General features: G+C 59.8%; 17 protein-coding genes. 14 read left to right on the top strand and 3 right to left on the bottom strand.

Translation table 11 applies throughout. The features are described from left to right. Window positions 1-8: 8 nt before the first annotated feature. On the bottom strand, window positions 9-1,316 hold the full coding sequence (locus ACLI1M_RS02170; RefSeq protein WP_248100332.1) for a class I SAM-dependent methyltransferase: 1,308 nt from the start codon (window positions 1,314-1,316) through the stop codon (window positions 9-11). Between the two features lie 376 nt (window positions 1,317-1,692). On the opposite strand from ACLI1M_RS02170, the gene secY reads away from it, so the two are divergent. The 12 genes from secY to eccB all read left to right on the top strand — a co-directional run bounded on the left by secY (window position 1,693) and on the right by eccB (window position 11,469). Next, on the top strand, window positions 1,693-3,018 hold the full coding sequence (gene secY / locus ACLI1M_RS02175; RefSeq protein ID WP_049360584.1) for a preprotein translocase subunit SecY: 1,326 nt from the start codon (window positions 1,693-1,695) through the stop codon (window positions 3,016-3,018). Next, the gene (locus ACLI1M_RS02180; protein ID WP_023020592.1) at window positions 3,018-3,563 is read left to right on the top strand and encodes an adenylate kinase; all 546 of its coding nucleotides are present in this window, start codon (window positions 3,018-3,020) and stop codon (window positions 3,561-3,563) included. Before secY ends, ACLI1M_RS02180 begins: the two co-directional genes overlap by 1 nt. A gap of 2 nt (window positions 3,564-3,565) precedes the next feature. Continuing rightward, window positions 3,566-4,360, top strand: a complete 795-nt coding sequence (map, locus tag ACLI1M_RS02185) for a type I methionyl aminopeptidase (RefSeq protein WP_248100331.1) — start codon at window positions 3,566-3,568, stop codon at window positions 4,358-4,360. A gap of 66 nt (window positions 4,361-4,426) precedes the next feature. Further along, a complete protein-coding gene (locus ACLI1M_RS02190) occupies window positions 4,427-5,278 on the top strand; it encodes a L,D-transpeptidase (RefSeq protein WP_248100330.1) in 852 nt (283 codons plus the stop codon). Between the two features lie 299 nt (window positions 5,279-5,577). Next, entirely contained in the window at window positions 5,578-5,796 is a 219-nt protein-coding gene (gene infA / locus ACLI1M_RS02195; RefSeq protein WP_004566852.1) for a translation initiation factor IF-1, read from the top strand. Between the two features lie 183 nt (window positions 5,797-5,979). Beyond that, window positions 5,980-6,348: a 30S ribosomal protein S13 gene (rpsM, locus tag ACLI1M_RS02200; RefSeq protein WP_005322765.1), complete on the top strand. Its 369-nt coding sequence runs from the start codon at window positions 5,980-5,982 to the stop codon at window positions 6,346-6,348. Between the two features lie 3 nt (window positions 6,349-6,351). Then, complete coding sequence (gene rpsK / locus ACLI1M_RS02205) at window positions 6,352-6,756, top strand: 30S ribosomal protein S11 (RefSeq protein WP_005322764.1); 405 nt, start codon at window positions 6,352-6,354, stop codon at window positions 6,754-6,756. A 21-nt stretch (window positions 6,757-6,777) separates the two neighbouring features. Continuing rightward, window positions 6,778-7,383, top strand: coding sequence for a 30S ribosomal protein S4 (rpsD, locus tag ACLI1M_RS02210; protein ID WP_005322762.1), 606 nt, complete (start codon window positions 6,778-6,780; stop codon window positions 7,381-7,383). Window positions 7,384-7,497: 114 nt separating this feature from the next. Next, complete coding sequence (locus ACLI1M_RS02215) at window positions 7,498-8,508, top strand: DNA-directed RNA polymerase subunit alpha (protein WP_005322760.1); 1,011 nt, start codon at window positions 7,498-7,500, stop codon at window positions 8,506-8,508. Between the two features lie 72 nt (window positions 8,509-8,580). Beyond that, window positions 8,581-9,078 carry a 50S ribosomal protein L17 gene (gene rplQ, locus ACLI1M_RS02220; protein WP_023020595.1) on the top strand — a complete coding sequence of 166 codons (498 nt, stop codon included), beginning with the start codon at window positions 8,581-8,583 and terminating at the stop codon, window positions 9,076-9,078. 147 nt (window positions 9,079-9,225) lie between these two features. Continuing rightward, the gene (truA, locus tag ACLI1M_RS02225; RefSeq protein WP_396335291.1) at window positions 9,226-10,107 is read left to right on the top strand and encodes a tRNA pseudouridine(38-40) synthase TruA; all 882 of its coding nucleotides are present in this window, start codon (window positions 9,226-9,228) and stop codon (window positions 10,105-10,107) included. Window positions 10,108-10,182: 75 nt separating this feature from the next. Beyond that, window positions 10,183-11,469, top strand: a complete 1,287-nt coding sequence (eccB, locus tag ACLI1M_RS02230; protein ID WP_200288263.1) for a type VII secretion protein EccB — start codon at window positions 10,183-10,185, stop codon at window positions 11,467-11,469. Here eccB and ACLI1M_RS02235 read toward each other — a convergent pair. Then, entirely contained in the window at window positions 11,459-12,598 is a 1,140-nt protein-coding gene (locus tag ACLI1M_RS02235) for a S8 family serine peptidase (protein WP_234288126.1), read from the bottom strand. The two genes, eccB and ACLI1M_RS02235, sit on opposite strands and share 11 nt — an antisense overlap. A 56-nt stretch (window positions 12,599-12,654) precedes the next feature. Continuing rightward, the gene (gene eccD / locus ACLI1M_RS02240; protein ID WP_200288262.1) at window positions 12,655-14,082 is read right to left on the bottom strand and encodes a type VII secretion integral membrane protein EccD; all 1,428 of its coding nucleotides are present in this window, start codon (window positions 14,080-14,082) and stop codon (window positions 12,655-12,657) included. A gap of 151 nt (window positions 14,083-14,233) precedes the next feature. On the opposite strand from eccD, the gene eccCa reads away from it, so the two are divergent. Next, window positions 14,234-17,953, top strand: a complete 3,720-nt coding sequence (eccCa, locus tag ACLI1M_RS02245) for a type VII secretion protein EccCa (RefSeq protein WP_284835563.1) — start codon at window positions 14,234-14,236, stop codon at window positions 17,951-17,953. Further along, on the top strand, window positions 17,954-19,078 hold the full coding sequence (locus tag ACLI1M_RS02250) for a type VII secretion-associated protein (protein WP_200288260.1): 1,125 nt from the start codon (window positions 17,954-17,956) through the stop codon (window positions 19,076-19,078). Window positions 19,079-19,163: the final 85 nt, after the last annotated feature.

Genomic DNA, 19,163 nt, shown 5'->3' on the forward strand with positions numbered 1-19,163 from the left:
AAGCCTCCTTAAAAGCGGCTATCTTCCCACCACCGGCGCTCGGGCACGCCGGCGCGGGAGCCGGCCTCGCCCAGCTTGACGCCGAGGAAGTGGTACAGGTTGATGATATTGCGCTCAAATCCCCACTCTGAACCGGCCATATAAATGCCGTAGAGGCGGGCAGTAGGCAGTCCCACGGTGGCGCAGGCCTCGTCCCAATTTTCCTTCAAGTTCTCGCACCAATCATGCAGCGTACGCATGTAGTCAAAGCGCAGTGACTCGGTGTGGATGACCTCAAAGCCGTTGTCCTGCATGGCCTTGGTGACGTTGCCGGAACCGGTGAGCTCGCCGTCGGGGAAGATATAGCGGTCAATGAAGCCGCCCTTGGGCGTCTTGTGGTTATCCGGGTAGGTGATGTTGTGGTTGAGCATCAGGCCGCCCACCTTCAACTTGCCATGGAGGAACTTGAAGAAGTCATCGTAATTCTTTACACCGATGTGCTCGATAATTCCGATGGCGGAGATAGCATCGAAGCCCTCTTCGGTGATATCGCGGTAGTCCATGAAGCGTACTTCCGCTAAGTCTTGGAGGCCTTCCTCCTCAATCTTGCGCTGGCCCCACTCTGCCTGTTCCTTGGATAGGGTGACGCCAATGGACTTCACGCCGCGGCGCGCTGCGTAGCGCACCATGCCGCCCCAGCCACAGCCCACGTCCAAGTGGCGGTCGCCCTCCTGGAGGCGCAGCTTGTCAAAGATGAGGCGGTACTTATTCTCCTGCGCTTCCTCCAAAGTGGCGTCTGGGGAAGGGTAGTAGGCGCAGGTATAGGTCATCGAATCGCCCAAGAAGAGCTCATAAAAGTCATTGCCCACGTCGTAGTGATCAGAAATGACATCAGCATCGCGCTGCTTCGAGTGCTTGGATAGGCCGTCGTGTAGCTTGCGGCGCAGCCACGAGGCTCGCTCTACCTCTGGTACCGGCTGGATTTGGAAGGCACCCATGGACGCTAGGGAACGGACAACACGTGCCAGCGTTTTTGCATCCGGCTTGTGGAATTTGTCGTACATGGCATGTAGGGCGTCGAAGATGCCATAGGGGTGGGCTGGGTGATCGCCGTGTACCGTGATGCCGTCGGTGACATAGGCGCGGGCGAATCCCACATCGCCGGGATGGGTGGCTATAAAAGACAAGCCTTCAAGGCTGTTAATAGTCACCTTGTACTGGGCATCCTCCGGTCCGGTCGCGGATCCGTCGAAGGCTTCCCAGCGGAAGGGATTGGGGCTAGGGACAAATACGTCGATGATCTCAGCTACGGTCATCGGCGTGAATTTCTTTTTCATAAGTACTTCTTTCGAAAATAGTTGGTTCACACCAATAACGGCCTCGTGGCTCATGGGGCTGTGAGGTCGGAGACTTTACTAGGGGATTGCATGTGTGCAATACCCCCTCATGGTAAACCCCGTAGGCAAAACGTGCGAAAGAACAAGCAATGATGGTCACACTATTGGGTATTAATGTGGCTATGGGGGACAAGGCTGGTAGGGTTGTGGGGTCATAAGTGTTCAACCGTCCCTGAAAGAAGCCTAAAATTCCCCTTAGCTGTCCAGCTTGAGGGGTGCGGTTTCCTAGGGGCAGATGAGTTTCCACCTCCGTGTATGAGCGCGAAACCCTCCCTAGATTTCGCGTTCGGCAGCGGTAGGCCAGGAGGATTTTGTAGTGTCCGCCATTATCCAGGCTTTTAAGGATGCCGACCTACGTAAGAAGATCATTTTCACCATCGTGATGGTCATTGCGTACCGCGTCGGCGCACAGATCCCGTCCCCGGGTGTTGACTATGCGTCAATTGCTGGCCGCTTGCGCCAGCTGACCGAGCAGTCCGGAGACCTTTACTCCGTCATTAACCTCTTCTCGGGTGGCGCGTTGCTGCAGCTGTCGATCTTCGCCATCGGCATCATGCCGTACATTACGGCCTCGATTATCGTGCAGCTGTTGACCGTGGTCATTCCCCGCTTCGAGGAATTGAAGAAGGAAGGCCAGTCCGGTCAGGCCAAGATGACCCAGTACACTCGCTACCTGACCTTGGCGTTGGCGTTGCTACAATCCTCCGGCATCGTCGCACTGGCAGACCGCGAGCAGCTGCTGGGCCAGGGCGTACAGGTCTTGGCAGAAGACCGTAACTTCTTTACCCTCATCGTCCTGGTAATCACCATGACGTCGGGCGCCGTGCTGGTGATGTGGATGGGCGAGCTCATCACCGAAAAGGGCATTGGTAACGGTATGTCCCTGCTCATCTTCGCCGGCATTGCAACCCGCCTGCCTACCGATGGTGTCAGCATTTTGCAGAATAACGGTGGCCTCGTCTTTGCCATGGTCGTTGCTGGCTTGGTTGTCCTCGTTGTGGGCATCACCTTCATCGAGCAGGGCCAGCGCCGTATCCCGGTCCAGTACGCCAAGCGCATGGTTGGCCGCCGTCAGTACGGTGGTTCCTCTACCTACCTGCCGCTGAAGGTCAACCAGGCCGGCGTTATTCCGGTCATCTTTGCCTCCTCCCTTATCTACATGCCGGTGCTCATTACCCAGATCGTGAACTCTGGCTCCGCCGGTACCCCCGATAACTGGTGGCAGCGCAATGTCATCGCACACCTGCAGGCGCCATCGTCCTGGCAGTACATCGTGCTGTACTTCGTGCTGACTATCTTCTTCGCTTATTTCTACGTTTCGGTTCAGTACGATCCGGCAGAGCAGGCGGATAATATGAAGAAGTATGGTGGCTTCATTCCGGGTATCCGCCCGGGCCGTCCGACCGCGGAGTACCTTGGTTATGTGATGAACCGTCTGCTGTGCGTGGGCGCCCTGTACTTGGCAGTTATCGCCATTTTGCCGAATATCCTCTTGGATCTCGGTGTGGGCCGCGCTTCTGCCAGCGGTACCTCCGCCTTTGGCGGTACGGCCATCCTGATTATGGTCTCTGTCGCTTTGACTACGGTCAAGCAGATCGAGTCCCAGCTACTGCAATCCAACTACGAAGGACTACTTAAGTAATGCGTCTTGTACTTCTAGGCCCTCCCGGTGCCGGCAAGGGCACCCAGGCAGCTATCCTCAGCGAGAAGCTGAACGTTCCGCATATCTCCACCGGTGACCTCTTCCGCGCCAATATTGGCGAGGGCACTCCGCTGGGTGTGGAAGCAAAGTCTTATATCGATGCAGGCAAGCTGGTACCTACCGACGTCACCGCTCGTATGGTCGAGGATCGCCTCAACCAGGACGATGCCAAGAATGGCTTCCTGCTGGACGGCTTCCCTCGTACTACCGAGCAAGCAGACATCCTGGAAGAGCTGCTGTCCAAGAAGGGTGAGAAGCTCGACGGCGTGCTCAACTTCGAGGTATCTGAGGACGTAGTTGTCGAGCGCATGATGGCTCGCGGCCGCGCCGACGATAACGAGGAGACCATTCGCACCCGTCTCGGTGTATACCGTGAGGAGACCTTCCCGCTCATTGAGCACTACGGCGATGCCATTATCCCCATCAAGGCCGAAGGCACCGTGGAGGAGATCAACGCCCGTGCGATGGAAGCACTGGGTAAGTAAGCATGGCTTTTCGACGCCGCAGTAAGCGCATCCCCGCCCGTACCCCGGGTGAGCTAGACGCCATGCAGGCCGCCGGCGAGATCGTCGGTAAGGCACTGCAGGAAGTCCGCGCTGCTGCGGCGTCTGGCGTATCTACCATCGAGTTAGATGCAGTGGCCGAACAGACCATTCGCGATGCCGGGGCTTATCCCACTTTCAAGGGCTACGAAGGCTTCCCGGGCTCCATTTGCGCTTCCGTTAATGATGTCATCGTCCACGGAATCCCAGACCAGGAAACCGTCCTCGCCGAAGGCGACCTAGTCTCCATTGATTGTGGTGCTACGCTCGACGGCTGGGTCGGCGATAGCGCCTGGTCCTTCGCCGTGGGCGAGCTCGCCCCAGATGTCGACGCCCTCAATAAGGCCACCGAGTATGTCCTTATGGAGGGCATGCAGGCTATGGTTCCAGGCAATCTGCTTACCGATGTCTCCTATGCCCTCGAACAAGCCACTCGCCGTGCTGAGGAGAAGTTCGGTGTGGAGCTTTTTATCGTCGATGGCTACGGCGGACACGGAATTGGCCGCACCATGCATGAGGATCCCTACCTAGCTAACGAAGGCCGGCCCGGACGCGGCCCGCTGATTCAGGAAGGTTCCGTACTGGCCATCGAACCCATGCTAACTTTGGGCACAGAGGATTCCGCCGTCTTGGAGGATGACTGGACGGTCGTTACCCTCGATGGTTCCTTTGCCGCCCACTGGGAGCATACGGTGACCGCCACCGCCGATGGTCCCCGTATTCTCACCCGTCGCTACTGACATATATTCCCCAATATTGCCTGTTGTACTAGGCAGATACCCCCCCGAAAGGTTATACTCACAGCTATGTCTAAATTTAGCTTCCGCAAGTTCCGTGCCACGGTCGCAGCGCCCGCAGTCGCTAGCGTGATGGCCTTGAGCGCCACCGTTGCGGCTCCAGCCGCTACTGCCCAGGAGGTTCCTAACCTGGATCAGCTCAGCTCCAAGGCAAACTCTGACCTCGCACAGCTCGCTTCTCAGTCCGGCCTAGATAAGCTCACCGCTGATGCAAAGGCACAGCTGGATAATTTCTACGGCCAGACCCGCGAACAGGCGTGGAACACCCGCAACCAGATTTTGGACCAGGCAGAGAAGTTCTCTCCTGAGCTGGCCCCTAGCGTTCAGACTGCGGTGGATGGCGCCGTTGAATTCCTCTTCCCAGGCCTGATTGCTCAGAAGAATGAGGAAGCACGCAAGGCTCGCGAGGCTGCGGCCCGCGCTAATGCCGAGCGCGTTGCCGCTGAGAAGGCTCGCTCCGAGGCTGCCGCACGCAAGGCGGAAGCACAGCGCCGCGCTAACGAGTTTGACCGTGGTCCGTGCCCAGCGGACGCCAAGGTGTGTGTTGACTTGAACGGTCGCCGCACCTGGCTGCAGGACGGTGGCAAGGTCTCCTATGTCTCCCCGGCAATGTCCGCAGGCATGCAAGGTCAGGAAACCCCACGCGGCACCTTCCACGTCACCCGCAAGGTAGAGCACGAAATCTCCCGCGAGTTCAATAACGCGCCGATGCCGTACTCCATCTACTTCACCAACAATGGTCACGCCTTCCACTTGGATGACCCGGCCGTTGACTCCAATGGTTGCGTACACCTGCCGCCGGACGCTGCAAAGCGTTACTGGGATAACGTGCAGGTCGGCGATAAGGTATTCATTTACTAAAACCTCCCGCCACTGCGCTCATTGATTCCCCCGCGCTGGTTCCCCGAGAAGGGGGTCGGTGTTGGGGGATTTTTTCGATCTGCCAGTCTTAAAACTCTGACCGTGGGCACAAGGGTAGGGGAGCGGAGAGGTCCATTATGGGACGTCGGAAAGCGCACTGGTTTGGAAAACGTGTCGCTGCAGCGTATGCTGTTAAGTCGGTGTATTACGCCAGTGAGACTGGCGCAGATACGCCACCGCAGTAGACAACAAACATGCAGGTGACGGCACACTTGTCCGTCGCCAGAAAAGTAGAGGTTATGGCTAAGGAAGGCGCAATCGAGGTAGAAGGCCGCATTATCGAGCCTTTGCCCAACGCAATGTTCCGTGTCGAGCTCGACAATGGACACAAGGTTCTTGCACATATTTCTGGCAAGATGCGTCAGCACTACATTCGCATCCTCCCAGAGGACCGCGTGGTTGTAGAGCTGTCTCCTTATGACCTGACCCGTGGACGCATCGTCTACCGCTACAAGTAAAAACTGTAAGCCTCCTCACCCAAGGGTGGACCTGTAGGTTCACCCTGTCCACCTCAGGCTACGGTGGCCTGAGCCCACACTGGTAAGTAACCCAAGGATTCCCGGCACGGTCCGGGCGAAGCGTTGCATGGAGTGGGACGGATGGGGAGAAAACCGCCGTAACAACCCGAAAGGACACGCCATATGGCACGTCTAGCTGGTGTTGACCTCCCACGCAATAAGCGTATGGAGGTCGCTCTCACCTACATCTACGGCATCGGTCCAACCCGTGCCAAGGAACTGCTAGAAAAGACTGGCATTTCTCCTGACCTGCGCACTGACAACCTGGATGATGACCAGCTGTCGGCGCTCCGTGACGCAATTGAGGCTACCTGGAAGGTTGAGGGTGACCTCCGCCGTCAGGTTCAGGCTGATATCCGCCGCAAGATTGAAATCGGTAGCTACAAGGGTCTGCGCCACCGTCGTGGCCTGCCTGTACGTGGCCAGCGCACCAAGACCAATGCGCGCACTCGTAAGGGTCCGAAGAAGACGATCGCAGGAAAGAAGAAGTAATTCATGCCTCCAAAGACTCGTTCCGGCGCGCGCCGTTCCGGCCGTCGCGTCGTAAAGAAGAATGTGGCTCTCGGCCACGCATATATCAAGTCCACCTTCAATAACACCATCGTCTCGATCACCGATCAGACCGGTGCTGTTATTTCCTGGGCATCCTCCGGCCACGTTGGCTTCAAGGGTTCCCGTAAGTCCACTCCGTTCGCCGCTCAGATGGCAGCTGAGAACGCTGCACGCAAGGCAATGGATCACGGCATGAAGAAGGTTGACGTATTCGTCAAGGGTCCGGGCTCCGGCCGTGAGACCGCCATCCGTTCCCTGCAGGCCGCAGGCCTCGAGGTTTCCTCGATCACGGATGCCACCCCACAGCCGCACAACGGCTGCCGTCCGACCAAGCGCCGCAAGGTTTAAGGGAAAGGAAGAGGTAAGAAAATGGCTCGTTACACTGGCCCCGCTACCCGCGTATCCCGCCGTCTTCGCGTCGACTTGGTCGGCGGAGATATGGCATTCGAGCGCCGCCCGTACCCACCGGGACAGGCTGGCCGCAACCGCATCAAGGAATCTGAGTACCTGCTGCAGCTCCAGGAGAAGCAGAAGGCAAAGTACACCTACGGTGTGCTGGAGCGTCAGTTCCGTCGCTACTACGCAGAGGCTAACCGCCTCCCGGGCAAGACCGGCGATAACCTGGTTATCCTGCTCGAGTCCCGCCTGGACAACGTAGTTTACCGTGCAGGTCTGGCACGCACCCGCCGCCAGGCTCGCCAGCTTGTCTCCCACGGTCACTTCACCGTGAACGGCAAGAACATCAACGTTCCTTCCTACAAGGTCACCCAGTACGACATCATCGATGTCCGTGACCGCTCCAAGAAGATGGAATGGTTCGAAGATGCTCAGGACGCCCTCATCGATGCCAACGTACCGGCATGGCTGCAGGTTGTTCCTGATACCCTGCGCATCCTCGTGCACCAGCTGCCCGAGCGCGCTCAGATCGACATTCCGCTGCAGGAGCAGCTCATCGTCGAGCTTTACTCGAAGTAAACTGTTATTCCGCGAGGCCTTTAATGGCCTGGCGGAGAACCAGGAATCTTCGAACCCGAAGATTTTTACCCCTCTACCGGCGTCAAATAGCGGTCGCCGAAAAGGAGAATTGCAATGCTCATTTCCCAGCGTCCTCAACTCACCGAGGAATTCATCGACTCGTCTCGTTCCAAGTTCGTCATCGAACCGCTCGAGCCGGGCTTTGGCTACACCCTCGGTAACTCGCTGCGTCGTACCCTGCTGTCTTCCATTCCGGGTGCAGCAGTAACCTCCATCAAGATCGATGGTGTTCTCCACGAGTTCACCACCATCAACGGTGTGAAAGAAGACGTTTCTGAGATCATCTTGAACATCAAGAGCATGGTGCTTTCTTCCGACTCTGATGAGCCGGTAGTTATGTACCTGAGCAAGGAGGGCCCGGGCGATGTCACCGCGGGCGATATCCAGCCGCCGGCTGGCGTGGAGATCCACAACCCGGATCTGCACATCGCTTCCCTGAATGACACCGCCAAGCTGGACATTGAGCTCGTCGTCGAGCGCGGCCGTGGTTACGTCCCAGCCGCTCCTACCTCCGGTGAGATCGGCCGTATCCCGGTCGACCAGATTTACTCCCCGGTTCTGAAGGTCTCTTATAAGGTCGAGGCAACTCGTGTTGAGCAGCGCACCGACTTTGACAAGCTGACCATCGACGTCGAAACCAAGAACTCGATCTCCGCACGCGATGCACTGGCTTCCGCCGGTGGCACCCTGGTTGAGCTTTTCGGCCTGGCTCGCGAGCTGAACAACGCTGCCGAAGGCATCGAGATCGGACCCTCCCCGCAGGAGACCGAGTACATCGCTGCTTATGGCATGCCGATCGAGGACCTGAACTTCTCCGTCCGCTCTTATAACTGCCTGAAGCGTCAGGAGATCCACACCGTGGGCGAGCTCGCTGAATGCACCGAGTCCGACCTGCTGGATATCCGCAACTTCGGCCAGAAGTCGATCAATGAGGTAAAGATCAAGCTGGCTAACCTGGGCCTGGCTCTCAAGGACACCCCTGAGGACTTTGACCCGACCCAGCTCGAGGGCTACGACGCAGAAACCGGTGACTTCAAGGACCCGGCTGCTGAGGATTCCGAGTAAAGAACCCCGCTGACTTGCGGCAATTACCTAATTGCCGCGCGCTCAACTTTTACCGCATACGAGGAGTACACAATGCCAACCCCTAAGAAGGGTGCCCGTCTCGGCGGCTCCGCCAAGCAGCAGGCTCACATGCTGAGCAACCTGGCAGCCAGCCTGATCGAGCACGGCGCTATCAAGACCACCGATGCTAAGGCGAAGGTTCTTCGCCCGTACATCGAAAAGATCATCACCAAGGCTAAGTCCGGCACCGTTGCTGACCGCCGCGCAGTGCTGAAGCTCATCCCACGCAAGGATGTCGTTTCCTACCTGTTCGACGAGGTCGCACCGAAGTTTGAGAACCGTGAGGGTGGCTACACCCGCACCATCAAGCTGGACAACCGCACCGGTGACAATGCCCCGATGTCCCAGATCTCCCTCGTTCTTGAGGAGACCGTGACCTCCGAGGCTAACCGCGCTACCCGCGCTGCCGCTTCTAAGGCCGCCGAGGCTGAGGAAGCTAAGGCAGACGAGGCTGCAGAAACCGAGGCACCTGCTGAGGAGACCGCAGCTGAGGAGTCCGAGGAGAAGTAGTTCCCCTTCGGCCTTAGCGCTTTGCCGCCGCCTTTCCCACTTGTGGGAGGGCGGCGGCTTTTTATTTCTGGACTCTTCCGAACGGTGCACGGGGAGCTGGGCCCGGCTCTGGTCGAGGGAAGTGCCTCCGGTAGCATGAGTCCCACCATGACTGTTGCAGCATCTACCACCGCAGAAGGGCCGGCAGACGGGTTCGTGCGCCTGCGCTTGGACTTGGCCTATGACGGAACGGATTTCCACGGCTGGGCGAAGCAAAAAGGCGGTCTGCGCACCGTGCAAGGCGTGCTGGAAGAAACACTCGCGATGATTGCCCGCGCAAAGGTACCGCTAACGGTCGCCGGCCGGACGGACGCCGGGGTCCATGCGCGTGGCCAGGTTGCCCACGTGGACGTTCCCAAAGAGATGCTGGAGCAGCGCTCAGTGGCGGGGGAACCGGGGAAGCTGGTGCGTCGGTTAGCAAAGCTTTTGCCTGAAGACGTGCGGGTACATAGCTGCGAGTTTGCGCCCGCGGGCTTTGATGCGCGTTTCTCGGCGTTGCGCAGGCATTATGTATACCGGATTACTACCAGCCCGCGGGGCGCTTTGCCGACGCGTGCGCGGGATACCGCCGAGTGGATAAAGCCAGTGGATATCGATGCCATGCAGGAGGCCGCCACCGCGTTGGTAGGCCTGCATGACTTCGCGGCCTTCTGCAAAGCTAAGCCGAATGCCACGACCATTCGTGAGCTGCAAGAGTTCTCCTGGCGGGATATTTCAACGCCTGAGGAACCAGAGCTCTTCGAGGCCCGCGTGAGCGCCGATGCGTTTTGCTGGTCGATGGTTAGGTCCTTGGTGGGGTGCTGCCTGCGTGTAGGGGAGGGGCGCCGCGATGCCGACTTCGCCGCAGCGCTGCTCCACGAGACCAAACGCTCCTCCAGCATCCCCGTGGCTCCGGCGAAAGGGCTTTCTCTGGTGGCCGTGGATTACCCGGCGGCGGATCAGCTGGCCGCCCGCGCCGAGGCTACTCGGGAACGGCGCAGCGCCGACTAGCTTTCCAGGTGGCGGTAGGAGCCTACCTGGGATAGCCTGTGTTCTGGGTGTACACAGACTTTTCGGGGGAAAATCATGGCACGTCCGCTGCCTACTACTAAGGCCCAAGTTTCGGGGCATAAATTTCTGCGCCGCCGCGTCGAGCACGGGCTCGTATTGGGCGATATCAGGATGATTCATGATCCTTTGGCAAGGCGGCGCAAGGCCCTGCTTTTCGGCGGAGTGGGCGTAGCCTTCCTTGCGGTGGGCTCCGGCATGCTCGCATGGCTGCAACCGAGCCCACAGCCGGGTGATGCGCCCATCGTGCGCTCGAAGCAAGGCCAGCTATTTGTGGATGTCAATGATACCTACCACCCAGTCTTCAACTTGGCTTCTGCGCGCATCATCGCCGGTCAGGCTGCCGAGGCTCAGGCGATAGGGGATGAACACCTGCACGACGCGCTTCTGGGGTCCCCGGTAGGGATCGCGGATGCCCCGGGGTACCTTGCGGCTGCCAGCGAGACTCCGCAGCAGCGCTGGGCGGCCTGTTTGGCAGGTAAAGAGGAGTCCTCAGGGGCGGAAAACCCGACTAGCATCGGCGGCCACCAGGTTGCTGCACAAGAGGTCATCGTGCTTGCCGAGCCCGACCAGGAAGGCCTAGGGCCGGAGCGCGCCGCATTGGTGGAGACCGAAGGCACGCAGTGGCTTATTACTCAGGACGGCCGGGTGGCGTTGCCTGATCCCTCTAGCACCCAGGGGCGTGTGGTGCGTCGCGCGATTGGTGTGGACGACGGCACCCACGCCTGGCCCATGCCGCCTGAGCTGCTCAATGCTTTTGCGGAGTTGCCTCCGCTGAATTTTCCGGCGCAGCCGCCGGAGGTCGTAGACACAGGCCAGGGCCTATGGGCGCGCACACCCGATGGCGTCGCCGAGCTTACGCCCACGCAGGCGCAGATGCTTATTGGATTAGGCGCCAAGACGGCGACATCCACGGCCCAGGAGATTGCTGCGCTTGCCGACGTCCCCTTAAACCTCAACCTTCCCTCCACCACTTTCCGCTTTGTGAGCCCAGACGATGGTTGGATGTGTGCGAGTAATGAGGGCGGCGGGGAAGTGGTACCTGCCCAAGCGGGTACCGTAGCCTTGGCTGGTGAGGCGGTGGCGCAGCGCTTTGGTGGTCTCAACGGCGGAGGCGTAGGAGTAGATAGCGGTCATGGCTACCACGTGGTTGCACCGACGGGTCAGCGGCACGAGGTCAAGGATAAAGAGACCTTAGAGGCGCTGGGCACTGGTGTAGGCGCGCGGGTGCCCTGGGAGATTCTGCGTTTGCTGCCGGAAGGCTCGGCGCTTAGCCGGGAGCAGGCGCTGCAGGTCAGCTCTTAGACCACAGCCCGCGCCACGTTGCCCACGCGGCTAGCGCCAACGCCAACCCGCCGAGTACCCATGCACTGTGCATAGGTGCGCGTGATGTGCTCTTTTCGGCGGGGCGGATAGCCATTGCTCGGGTATCTCCGAGCGTGGATGATTCCACGTGGGTGAGCACCGTGAGCGGGTCGACGAATCCGTGTCCCGGCTCCGCGGCGTCTTCTAAGCGTTTACGCAGGGCGGCCGGGCTGTCATCGGGGAAACGCTGCGCCAGTAGGGCCGCCGTGCCGCTGACTACCGGCGCGGCAAAGGAGGTGCCGTGAAATTGGGACGTGCCGTCCGTGCCCTCTTTGCCGTCGGCCCATCCGCCGGCGGGATTGAGCGCGAGTGGTACAAATCCTTGCGCGGCCAGTTGTGGGCCATCCGCCGAACTCAGAGAGTAGTCAGCGAGCTCGTGCGAATCCGCTTGGGCGCTTACTGAGAGCACTGTGGGCGAATCCGCTGGAAATACTCGGTCACCCATCTCGCAGCTACCGGAAGAAGCGTTGCCGGATGCGGCAATTACCACGGATCCAGATTCTTCCGCATGTGCTAAAGCACCGTCCAACCGGGAAGTATCCACCTGGGCGGCCACATCCGGCGGGACGCAAGAAACAACGGAGATATTGATGATGCGGGCGCCGCCATCGGCGGCGTCATCAATCGCTTGGGCCAAGGTATCTAGCGAGCCGGTGGTATTGTCTTCTCGCTCTTGGCGATAATGCGCGCTGGTTTGGCGCACAGCGTAGATTTCCGCCCGTGGCGCGATACCAATATCGTGGCCGGCGATGATACCGGCTACGACGGTGCCGTGCAGGTCGCAGTCGCGGTGCGGCTCCGGTTCCTCCGGCGCGATAAGGTCCGCGCCGCCGCTGAGGTGCCGCAGCTGATCGTGGGTAGCCACGCCGGTATCGATAACGGCAACCTTTACGCCCTCCCCGGTGGCAAAGGAGTGCAGACGGGCGCGGTAGTTGAGCTGATCCTCGCTAGGTTGGGGCGAAAGCGGTGAGGAATGCGCGATTGCGCATTCGCGGTCCGGTTCACGTGCGGTCGCATCGGGAGCGGTTACTAATGCCGCAGCACCTAAGGTAACGGGAAGTATTGCCACAGCTATGCAAGCAAGAAGCGCCGGGCTTATCCACAATGTAGTAGGTAGACTGCGCATCATCCGATACCCCTGATGAGCATGAAAACGCCGGTTAGGTGGGCGGCGAGTGGCAAGCTGGCGGCAATAGCTAGGGATTCGATGCGCTCAAACCAAGCGATGGTGGTGGGTTCTAGCCCCGCCACCTTGGACGCCCACAGCGGGGCACTAATCATAGCGATGAGAACGAGACCGGAAATCAAGGCTGGTGCCCAAGCATGTGCGAGCCCGGAATCTACTATCGCGTGGGTGGCACAGAGACAAGTAGCCAGGCACGCGGCAATTGCCAAAACCATGAGTGCCCAACTGGCTAGCGCACGACCGTGCCGGGAGGCGTGCATAATTACGGCACCCGCGGAAGTAACACAGAGTGCTTGGACGAAGCCCGCGCCGGAGCCCTCAGTTCCAAAAAGCACCGAAATGTACTCGGTGAAAGAATCAGGCGCGCCATGGGTCGGCGATAGGGCCGGACCACTGCCTGTAAACGAGAGAGCGATGAGCGCCGGAATAAGACAGAGTGACAGGCCGCAGCACATTCCCTCGTAGGCGCTGCTGGCGCGGCACGCGCGGCTATCGACATCCGGCTGGCTAGCATCGGATACCGCAAGATCTTGGCCGGCCGTGGGCAGCTGCGGAACCTTGAGGCCAGCAGTAGCAATGCTCAATGCAGGGGCAGTGGCCAGCATAATAATGCCGGCGATGATGACACAGGCAGCGGCCGCCGTACCGTGGCTGGCGTGTAGTCCTGCCTTTGGTCCAGGCAGCAGATACCCCAATGCCGCGATGAAGATGAGAGCCGAGACAGTGAGTGCCGCAGAGCTGGTGCGAACCGTGCTTAACCCGGTGACGTGGCAGGCAAGTAGCACGATGAGCAGGGTGAAACAGGCGGTAAATGCGGCAAAAGGCGCCTCATCCAGCGAGGGCGAAATTATCACCCAGCCGCACGCCATGCTGGCCACCAAGCTAAGGTGCACCAGCGACAGGACACGGATCCACAGGGCGAGCAAAAGCGCTCCTGCGGCCAGCGCCGCCCACGCCGCAAGGGGAAGGGTGCTAACCCAGAGCAAAGCGAAGGCGGCAAGTAGCCCTCCCCACGCCCAAACAACAGGAAGGGCAGCGGTAGTATCCTCCTCGGCCGCGGCGGCAAGCGATTCTGCTGCATCTCGAATCACCGGCGCAGGGCGGCGCTCGCGCGGACTAATAACCAGGATGGCGCCTTCGGTAAGTGGAGTGGCGGCCAGCGGGGCGGTGAGATCGATAGCGCGGCCAGAAACAGTACTGGCGCGCCAGGGCTCGGAAATCGTGGGCGCATCCACTAAGTCCGTGATTTCAGCCAAAAGCTCGCCCACGCTGGAACTCAACGGTAGTGCCACGTCCGCCTCTTTGTGGAATGTACCGGCGTGAATGCGGATGGTAAGGCGCAGGTGGTGCGCTGTAGCAGTAGTCATTATTCCCCCGAAAGTCAATGGATTGTGGGCGTCCCCCTTGCCCAATGCCACATATTGTGGCTTACTAGTGGCGACGTGTCCACCGCAGCGCGAGGAATCTTGGCAGGGGGCTAAGGGCGCTGGCGCGTGGCTCGGGGGAGGTTACCTAAGCATGCTTGGGATCGGGGATACCCGTGTAATTGAGCCGTTGACCATGCCATTGCGGGATGCTGCACCGCCGCTGCCCACCGGGAGCATTGAGGCCGAGGAGGTCCCAGAGGCAGTACGCCCACAACCGGTACCGCTGGTGCGGCTGCTCCTTCCGGTGGTGATGATTGCGGCGATGCTTGGCATGGTCGCCCTTATGGTGCTTGGTGCGGGAGATTCCCGGCAGATAAGCCCGATGGCCTTGATGTTTCCGCTGATGATGCTGGCGAGCATGGCGATGATGTTTGGGCCCAATAACAGCGGGCAGGATCCTGATGAAACCCGACGCACCTACCTGCGCCACATCAAAGCCTTACGGGAAAAGGCCCTATGCAACGCTTCTGCGCAGCGCGCACATGAGAACTATCGCCACCCCGCACCGGAAGAGCTTAGCGCGCTGATAGGCTCGCGTCGCATGTGGGAGCGCGGCCCCGATGACTCGGATGCCCTCGAGGTACGCGTAGGAACTGGGCCTACCACGCTGTGCACTCCCATCAACGTGCCGGATTCTGGAGCCACCGAGGACTTAGACCCAGTGTGTGCAGTGAGCATGCGCCAGACCATCAAAGCGGTGGGTACCGTGCCCGATATGCCGGTGGTTATTCAATTGCAGGCTTTTCGCTTTCTTTCTGTTTCCGGTACGGCGTCGACGCGAGGTGAAGAGCCTGCGGATCCCGCCCGCGATATGGTGCGCGCTATGGTCCTCCAGATGGCATTGGCGCATGGCCCAGAAGCTTGCGGCATCGAGGCTCGTGGTGGGCCGTGGGAATGGCTAAAGTGGCTGCCCCACGCTCGCACGCCGGAGAAGGCACGCTTTCGCATCCTCATTGTCGATGGCGTGCTGACTACGGGCACCGAGGATTTTTTCCACGATGATTCTTACACCACCATCATCGAGGTCGCAGGGGCGCCGTCTTCGGCGCTGGGGGTACGTGCCGAGCACGAAGGCCTAAGCCTGGTGGCAGGGGAGCACTTGCAGGTAGTCACCGCAGCCGGGGTGGAAGAACTAGGGGCTCCCGATGGAATGAGCGTGGCCGCTGCGACATTGCTTGCGCGCAGCATGGCTTCCTTTCGCCGGCCCGATAGCACCTCTGGCCGCCATGGAAGTGACCTCATGGGCCTTTTAGGCTATCGCGACGTGGAAGAACTAGCGGCCAGCGGCATGTGGCATGGCCGAGAAGGCTCGGCGCGCCTCATGGTGCCCGTCGGCATCGATACGGTCGGCCAACCCGTCACGGTGGATCTTAAGGAATCTGCCCACGGTGGCATGGGCCCGCATGGCCTGTGCATCGGCGCGACCGGCAGCGGCAAGTCGGAGCTCCTACGCACCCTCGTCACCGCGCTTGCAGCTACCCATAGTCCGGACGAGCTGAACCTCGTACTGGTGGATTTCAAAGGCGGCGCTACTTTCTTAGGATGTGACCACCTGCCGCATACCTCTGCAGTGATTACTAACTTGGAAGAGGAATCTACGCTGGTAGAGCGCATGTACGATGCCATCTCCGGTGAGATGAACCGCCGCCAAGAGTTGTTGCGCACCGCCGGAAACTTCGCCAACGTCAGCGAGTACAACGCTTCCGCCGCTGCAGTACGCGAGCACGGGCCACTGCCCGCCTTGGTCATTGTTGTTGACGAGTTCTCGGAGCTTTTGGGCCAGCACCCTGATTTTGCGGAACTTTTCGTTGCCGTTGGCCGCTTGGGGCGCAGTCTCCACGTGCACCTGCTTTTAGCCTCTCAAAGACTTGAAGAAGGCCGGTTGCGGGGGCTGGATTCCCACCTGTCCTACCGAATCGGGCTAAAAACCTTCTCTTCGGCGGAATCCCGTCAAGTATTGGGCGTGACCGATGCCTACCATTTGCCCGGCCAACCCGGCGCGGGCTACCTCAAGTCTGATGCCGAGGCGTTGATTCGTTTCCAAGCCTCCTATGTTTCTGGGCCCGTGCCGCGCCGGGCGATAGCTGAAGCTCATGGGGACGGACCCGCCGTAGCCCGCGGCCGCGTGCAGTTCTTTCGAGGTTGGGCAGAGGAGGAAGAAAGCACTAGCCCTGTGGTTGTTCTCGATGACACCACCACTGTGCTTAGCGAGGTCGTGCGTGCCGCGGCAGAAGAAGCCCGATTGCGTGATCAATCGGCGCACCGTATCTGGCTGCCGCCGCTACCACCGGTCATTGAGCTATCTGCATTACCCGGACTGTCTAGCGGAGCGGACGTGGGCGCCTCGTCGTCTGTTGCAGGTAACGGGACGCTGCTGGCTCCCGTCGGCATTATTGATAGACCGTATTACCAACGCCAAGATGAGCTGATAATTGATTTCCACCAGCACGGCGGGCACATGGCCTTATGCGGCGGCCCGCAGTCAGGAAAATCAAGTGCGCTGCGCACCATCGTCTCGGCTCTGGCGCTACGGCATAGCCCCAAGGCGGCACGCTTCTACGTCATCGATTTGGGTGGCGGTCAGCTAGCGTCTCTGGAGAGACTGCCCCACGTTGCCGGAGTTGCCGGGCGTGAGGAGGGGGAAAAGGTGCGGCGCATTGTGGACGAAGTAGCCGGTCTTGTTCGCCGCCCGGAACAGTGCGCAACTTTCCTCGTCATCGATGGCTGGCACCACATTGGCACCTCCAGCGCGGAGTTTGAAGACATAGCGGAGAAAGTCACAGAGATAGTCGCCGATGGCGCCTCTGCCCACGTGCATGTCGTCATTGCCACCTCGCGGTGGACCACGATGCGCCCCGCTATCCGCGATCTCATAGCGAACCGACTTGAGCTGCGCCTTGGTGAGTCCTTGGATTCGCTTATTGACCGCAAGTTGCAGCAGAAGCTACCCAGCGCGCCGGGCCGCGGGCTCACCTTGGCCGGAGAGAATATGCTCCTAGCTCGCACATCAAACCAGGACATCGCCCACATTTGCCGCGTTCATACCGCAGCCGATCCAGTTCCGCAACTCAAGATGCTGCCCGCGGTACTCACCCCGTCTGCCCTTGCTACTCAAGGGGAAATTCCCGACGGCGAGATCGCCTGGGGCATCGGCGGACGGGATCTCGATCCGCTGACGTGGAATCCATCGCGCGAGCCGCACCTAGTGGCAATAGGAGCGCAGGGTTGCGGCAAGTCCACCTTCTTGGCACAAATAATGCGCGGTATCTGCGCCTTCGCGCGGGAAGACGCTCGCCTTGTGGTCATCGACCAGCGGCGGGCCCACTTGGGAACTTTGAACCAAGACATGGTTGCCGCTTATGCCGCAACGCAGACAAGTGCACAAGAGACCATTCTCGATACTGTCCGGACACTGGAATCCCGCCTGCCGGGCCCGGATATTACCCCAGCGCAGCTCGCCGCACGAGACTGGTGGAAGGGCCCAGATATCTACTTAGTCATCGACGATGCGGACCTGCTGAGCGATATTGCCCTTTCACCGCTCCTGGAGCTACTCCCGCACGCCCGCGACATTGGCCTGCATCTCATCGTCGCTCGCAAGTCCGGTGGCATTGGCCGCGCCCTTTTCGGCCAATTCTTCTCTGCAGTGCGCGATCTTCAACCAGCGTTGCTGCTTTTCGACGCCGACCGGGACGAAGGCACCATCTTTGGCCTTAAACCCAGCCAACAACCACCCGGCCGCGGTCAGTGGAGCATCCGGGGTGAAAACCTCGGCGTCGCCCAAGTGGTGTACCCAGAAGGAGAGAAGTAAATGACCACCAACCTCAGCGCGAATTCGCATACCGGCGCCCCAATCACTGACGGTGGGGAGACTAACGCTGTACCAATTACCGTCACGATCCTAGACGCGGCCACCATTTTTGAAGGGCCTGATTCGGTATACCGCTACGACCTGCCGGGTACCGGCATCGTGGAAGGTTGGGCTTTGGGGCAGGTCATGGATCAGATTTCAAAGTTGGCCGGGCCGTCCTGGCCCGACGTGGAAGCTTGCGTGGTGGCAGACTCGTCCGGCACGGACATTGCGCAGGAGGCCACCACCATTGTCAGCCGGCAATTGGAAGTCACCGGGGTGCGGCTCATTGACCCAGAACCAGCTATCTCCTCGTTAGCTACGTCAACCTCATTTGGAACCCCTACTCATCCGGCTACGGAGATTGCGGAACCAGCTTCTCCCACCAGAGTGATGGAAGCGCCAGCCTATGATGAGCCAGTAACACCAAGCTGGTCCGACCGGCTGCGCGGTTGGCTCGGGGCTATTGATATCTTCCACCTCGCAATTGCAGTGGTCATTATTGCCGTTGCCGGAGCTTCCTGGTGGGCTATCGGCGCACGAGATTCAGCAGACAGTGATGCCGCCTCAGGTGATTCCCGCCCACAACCACGCGCCGCACAGCCGGGCCGCGACAGCGCAATGGAATCCGTGCCCAACTCGCCAGAGTCCAGTGCCGTGGATACTGCAGAACCAGGTGGTAACGAATTAAATCCAGGGGAGAAGCATCTAGATATTGAGGGGATGTTTGTGGTCGTTCCCACCGGGTTTCATACCAAGGTAGAAGATGGGTTGGTTACCGCCACCGGGGAGGATCCGAACCTGCGTATCCTATTGGCGGCGGATGAAATGTTTAACGTTCCGGCGGATGCACTTTTTAAAGAAATCCGCGCGCAGGTCGACGAAGACCCGGCGCTACGCGATGCCACCGATAAGGCCGGGCGCCTGAGCTATACCGAAGACCCAGGGGACGGCTCTTTGGTGGAGTGGACTACCTGGGAAGACCGTGGGCATCAGATGTCTGTGGGGTGCCATACCCGCCACAATTCCAATGCTGTGCAAAAGGCAGCCTGCCGCATGGCTACGGAAAGCCTGGTCAAAAAATAGTCTTAAAAACTTTGCCCCAGGCGGGAACCGTTTGGTGGAAAGTTCAGTCCAATAAAGATGAGAAAGCACAGATGCTTTTTCGGGG

It is taken from the genome of Corynebacterium sp. LaCa54 (assembly GCF_046717495.1).
Classification (GTDB): Bacteria; Actinomycetota; Actinomycetes; order Mycobacteriales; family Mycobacteriaceae; genus Corynebacterium; species Corynebacterium kefirresidentii.

Coding starts and splice junctions, on each gene's coding strand:
- ACLI1M_RS02180 (WP_023020592.1), top strand. CDS start 3,018: ATGCGTCTTGTACTTCTAGGCCCTCCCGGTGCCGGCAAGGGCACCCAG.
- eccD (WP_200288262.1), bottom strand. CDS start 14,082: ATGACTACTGCTACAGCGCACCACCTGCGCCTTACCATCCGCATTCAC.
- rpsM (WP_005322765.1), top strand. CDS start 5,980: ATGGCACGTCTAGCTGGTGTTGACCTCCCACGCAATAAGCGTATGGAG.
- eccCa (WP_284835563.1), top strand. CDS start 14,234: ATGCTTGGGATCGGGGATACCCGTGTAATTGAGCCGTTGACCATGCCA.
- eccB (WP_200288263.1), top strand. CDS start 10,183: ATGGCACGTCCGCTGCCTACTACTAAGGCCCAAGTTTCGGGGCATAAA.
- rplQ (WP_023020595.1), top strand. CDS start 8,581: ATGCCAACCCCTAAGAAGGGTGCCCGTCTCGGCGGCTCCGCCAAGCAG.
- infA (WP_004566852.1), top strand. CDS start 5,578: ATGGCTAAGGAAGGCGCAATCGAGGTAGAAGGCCGCATTATCGAGCCT.
- rpsD (WP_005322762.1), top strand. CDS start 6,778: ATGGCTCGTTACACTGGCCCCGCTACCCGCGTATCCCGCCGTCTTCGC.
- ACLI1M_RS02250 (WP_200288260.1), top strand. CDS start 17,954: ATGACCACCAACCTCAGCGCGAATTCGCATACCGGCGCCCCAATCACT.
- truA (WP_396335291.1), top strand. CDS start 9,226: ATGACTGTTGCAGCATCTACCACCGCAGAAGGGCCGGCAGACGGGTTC.
- ACLI1M_RS02215 (WP_005322760.1), top strand. CDS start 7,498: ATGCTCATTTCCCAGCGTCCTCAACTCACCGAGGAATTCATCGACTCG.
- ACLI1M_RS02170 (WP_248100332.1), bottom strand. CDS start 1,316: ATGAAAAAGAAATTCACGCCGATGACCGTAGCTGAGATCATCGACGTA.
- ACLI1M_RS02190 (WP_248100330.1), top strand. CDS start 4,427: ATGTCTAAATTTAGCTTCCGCAAGTTCCGTGCCACGGTCGCAGCGCCC.
- map (WP_248100331.1), top strand. CDS start 3,566: ATGGCTTTTCGACGCCGCAGTAAGCGCATCCCCGCCCGTACCCCGGGT.
- rpsK (WP_005322764.1), top strand. CDS start 6,352: ATGCCTCCAAAGACTCGTTCCGGCGCGCGCCGTTCCGGCCGTCGCGTC.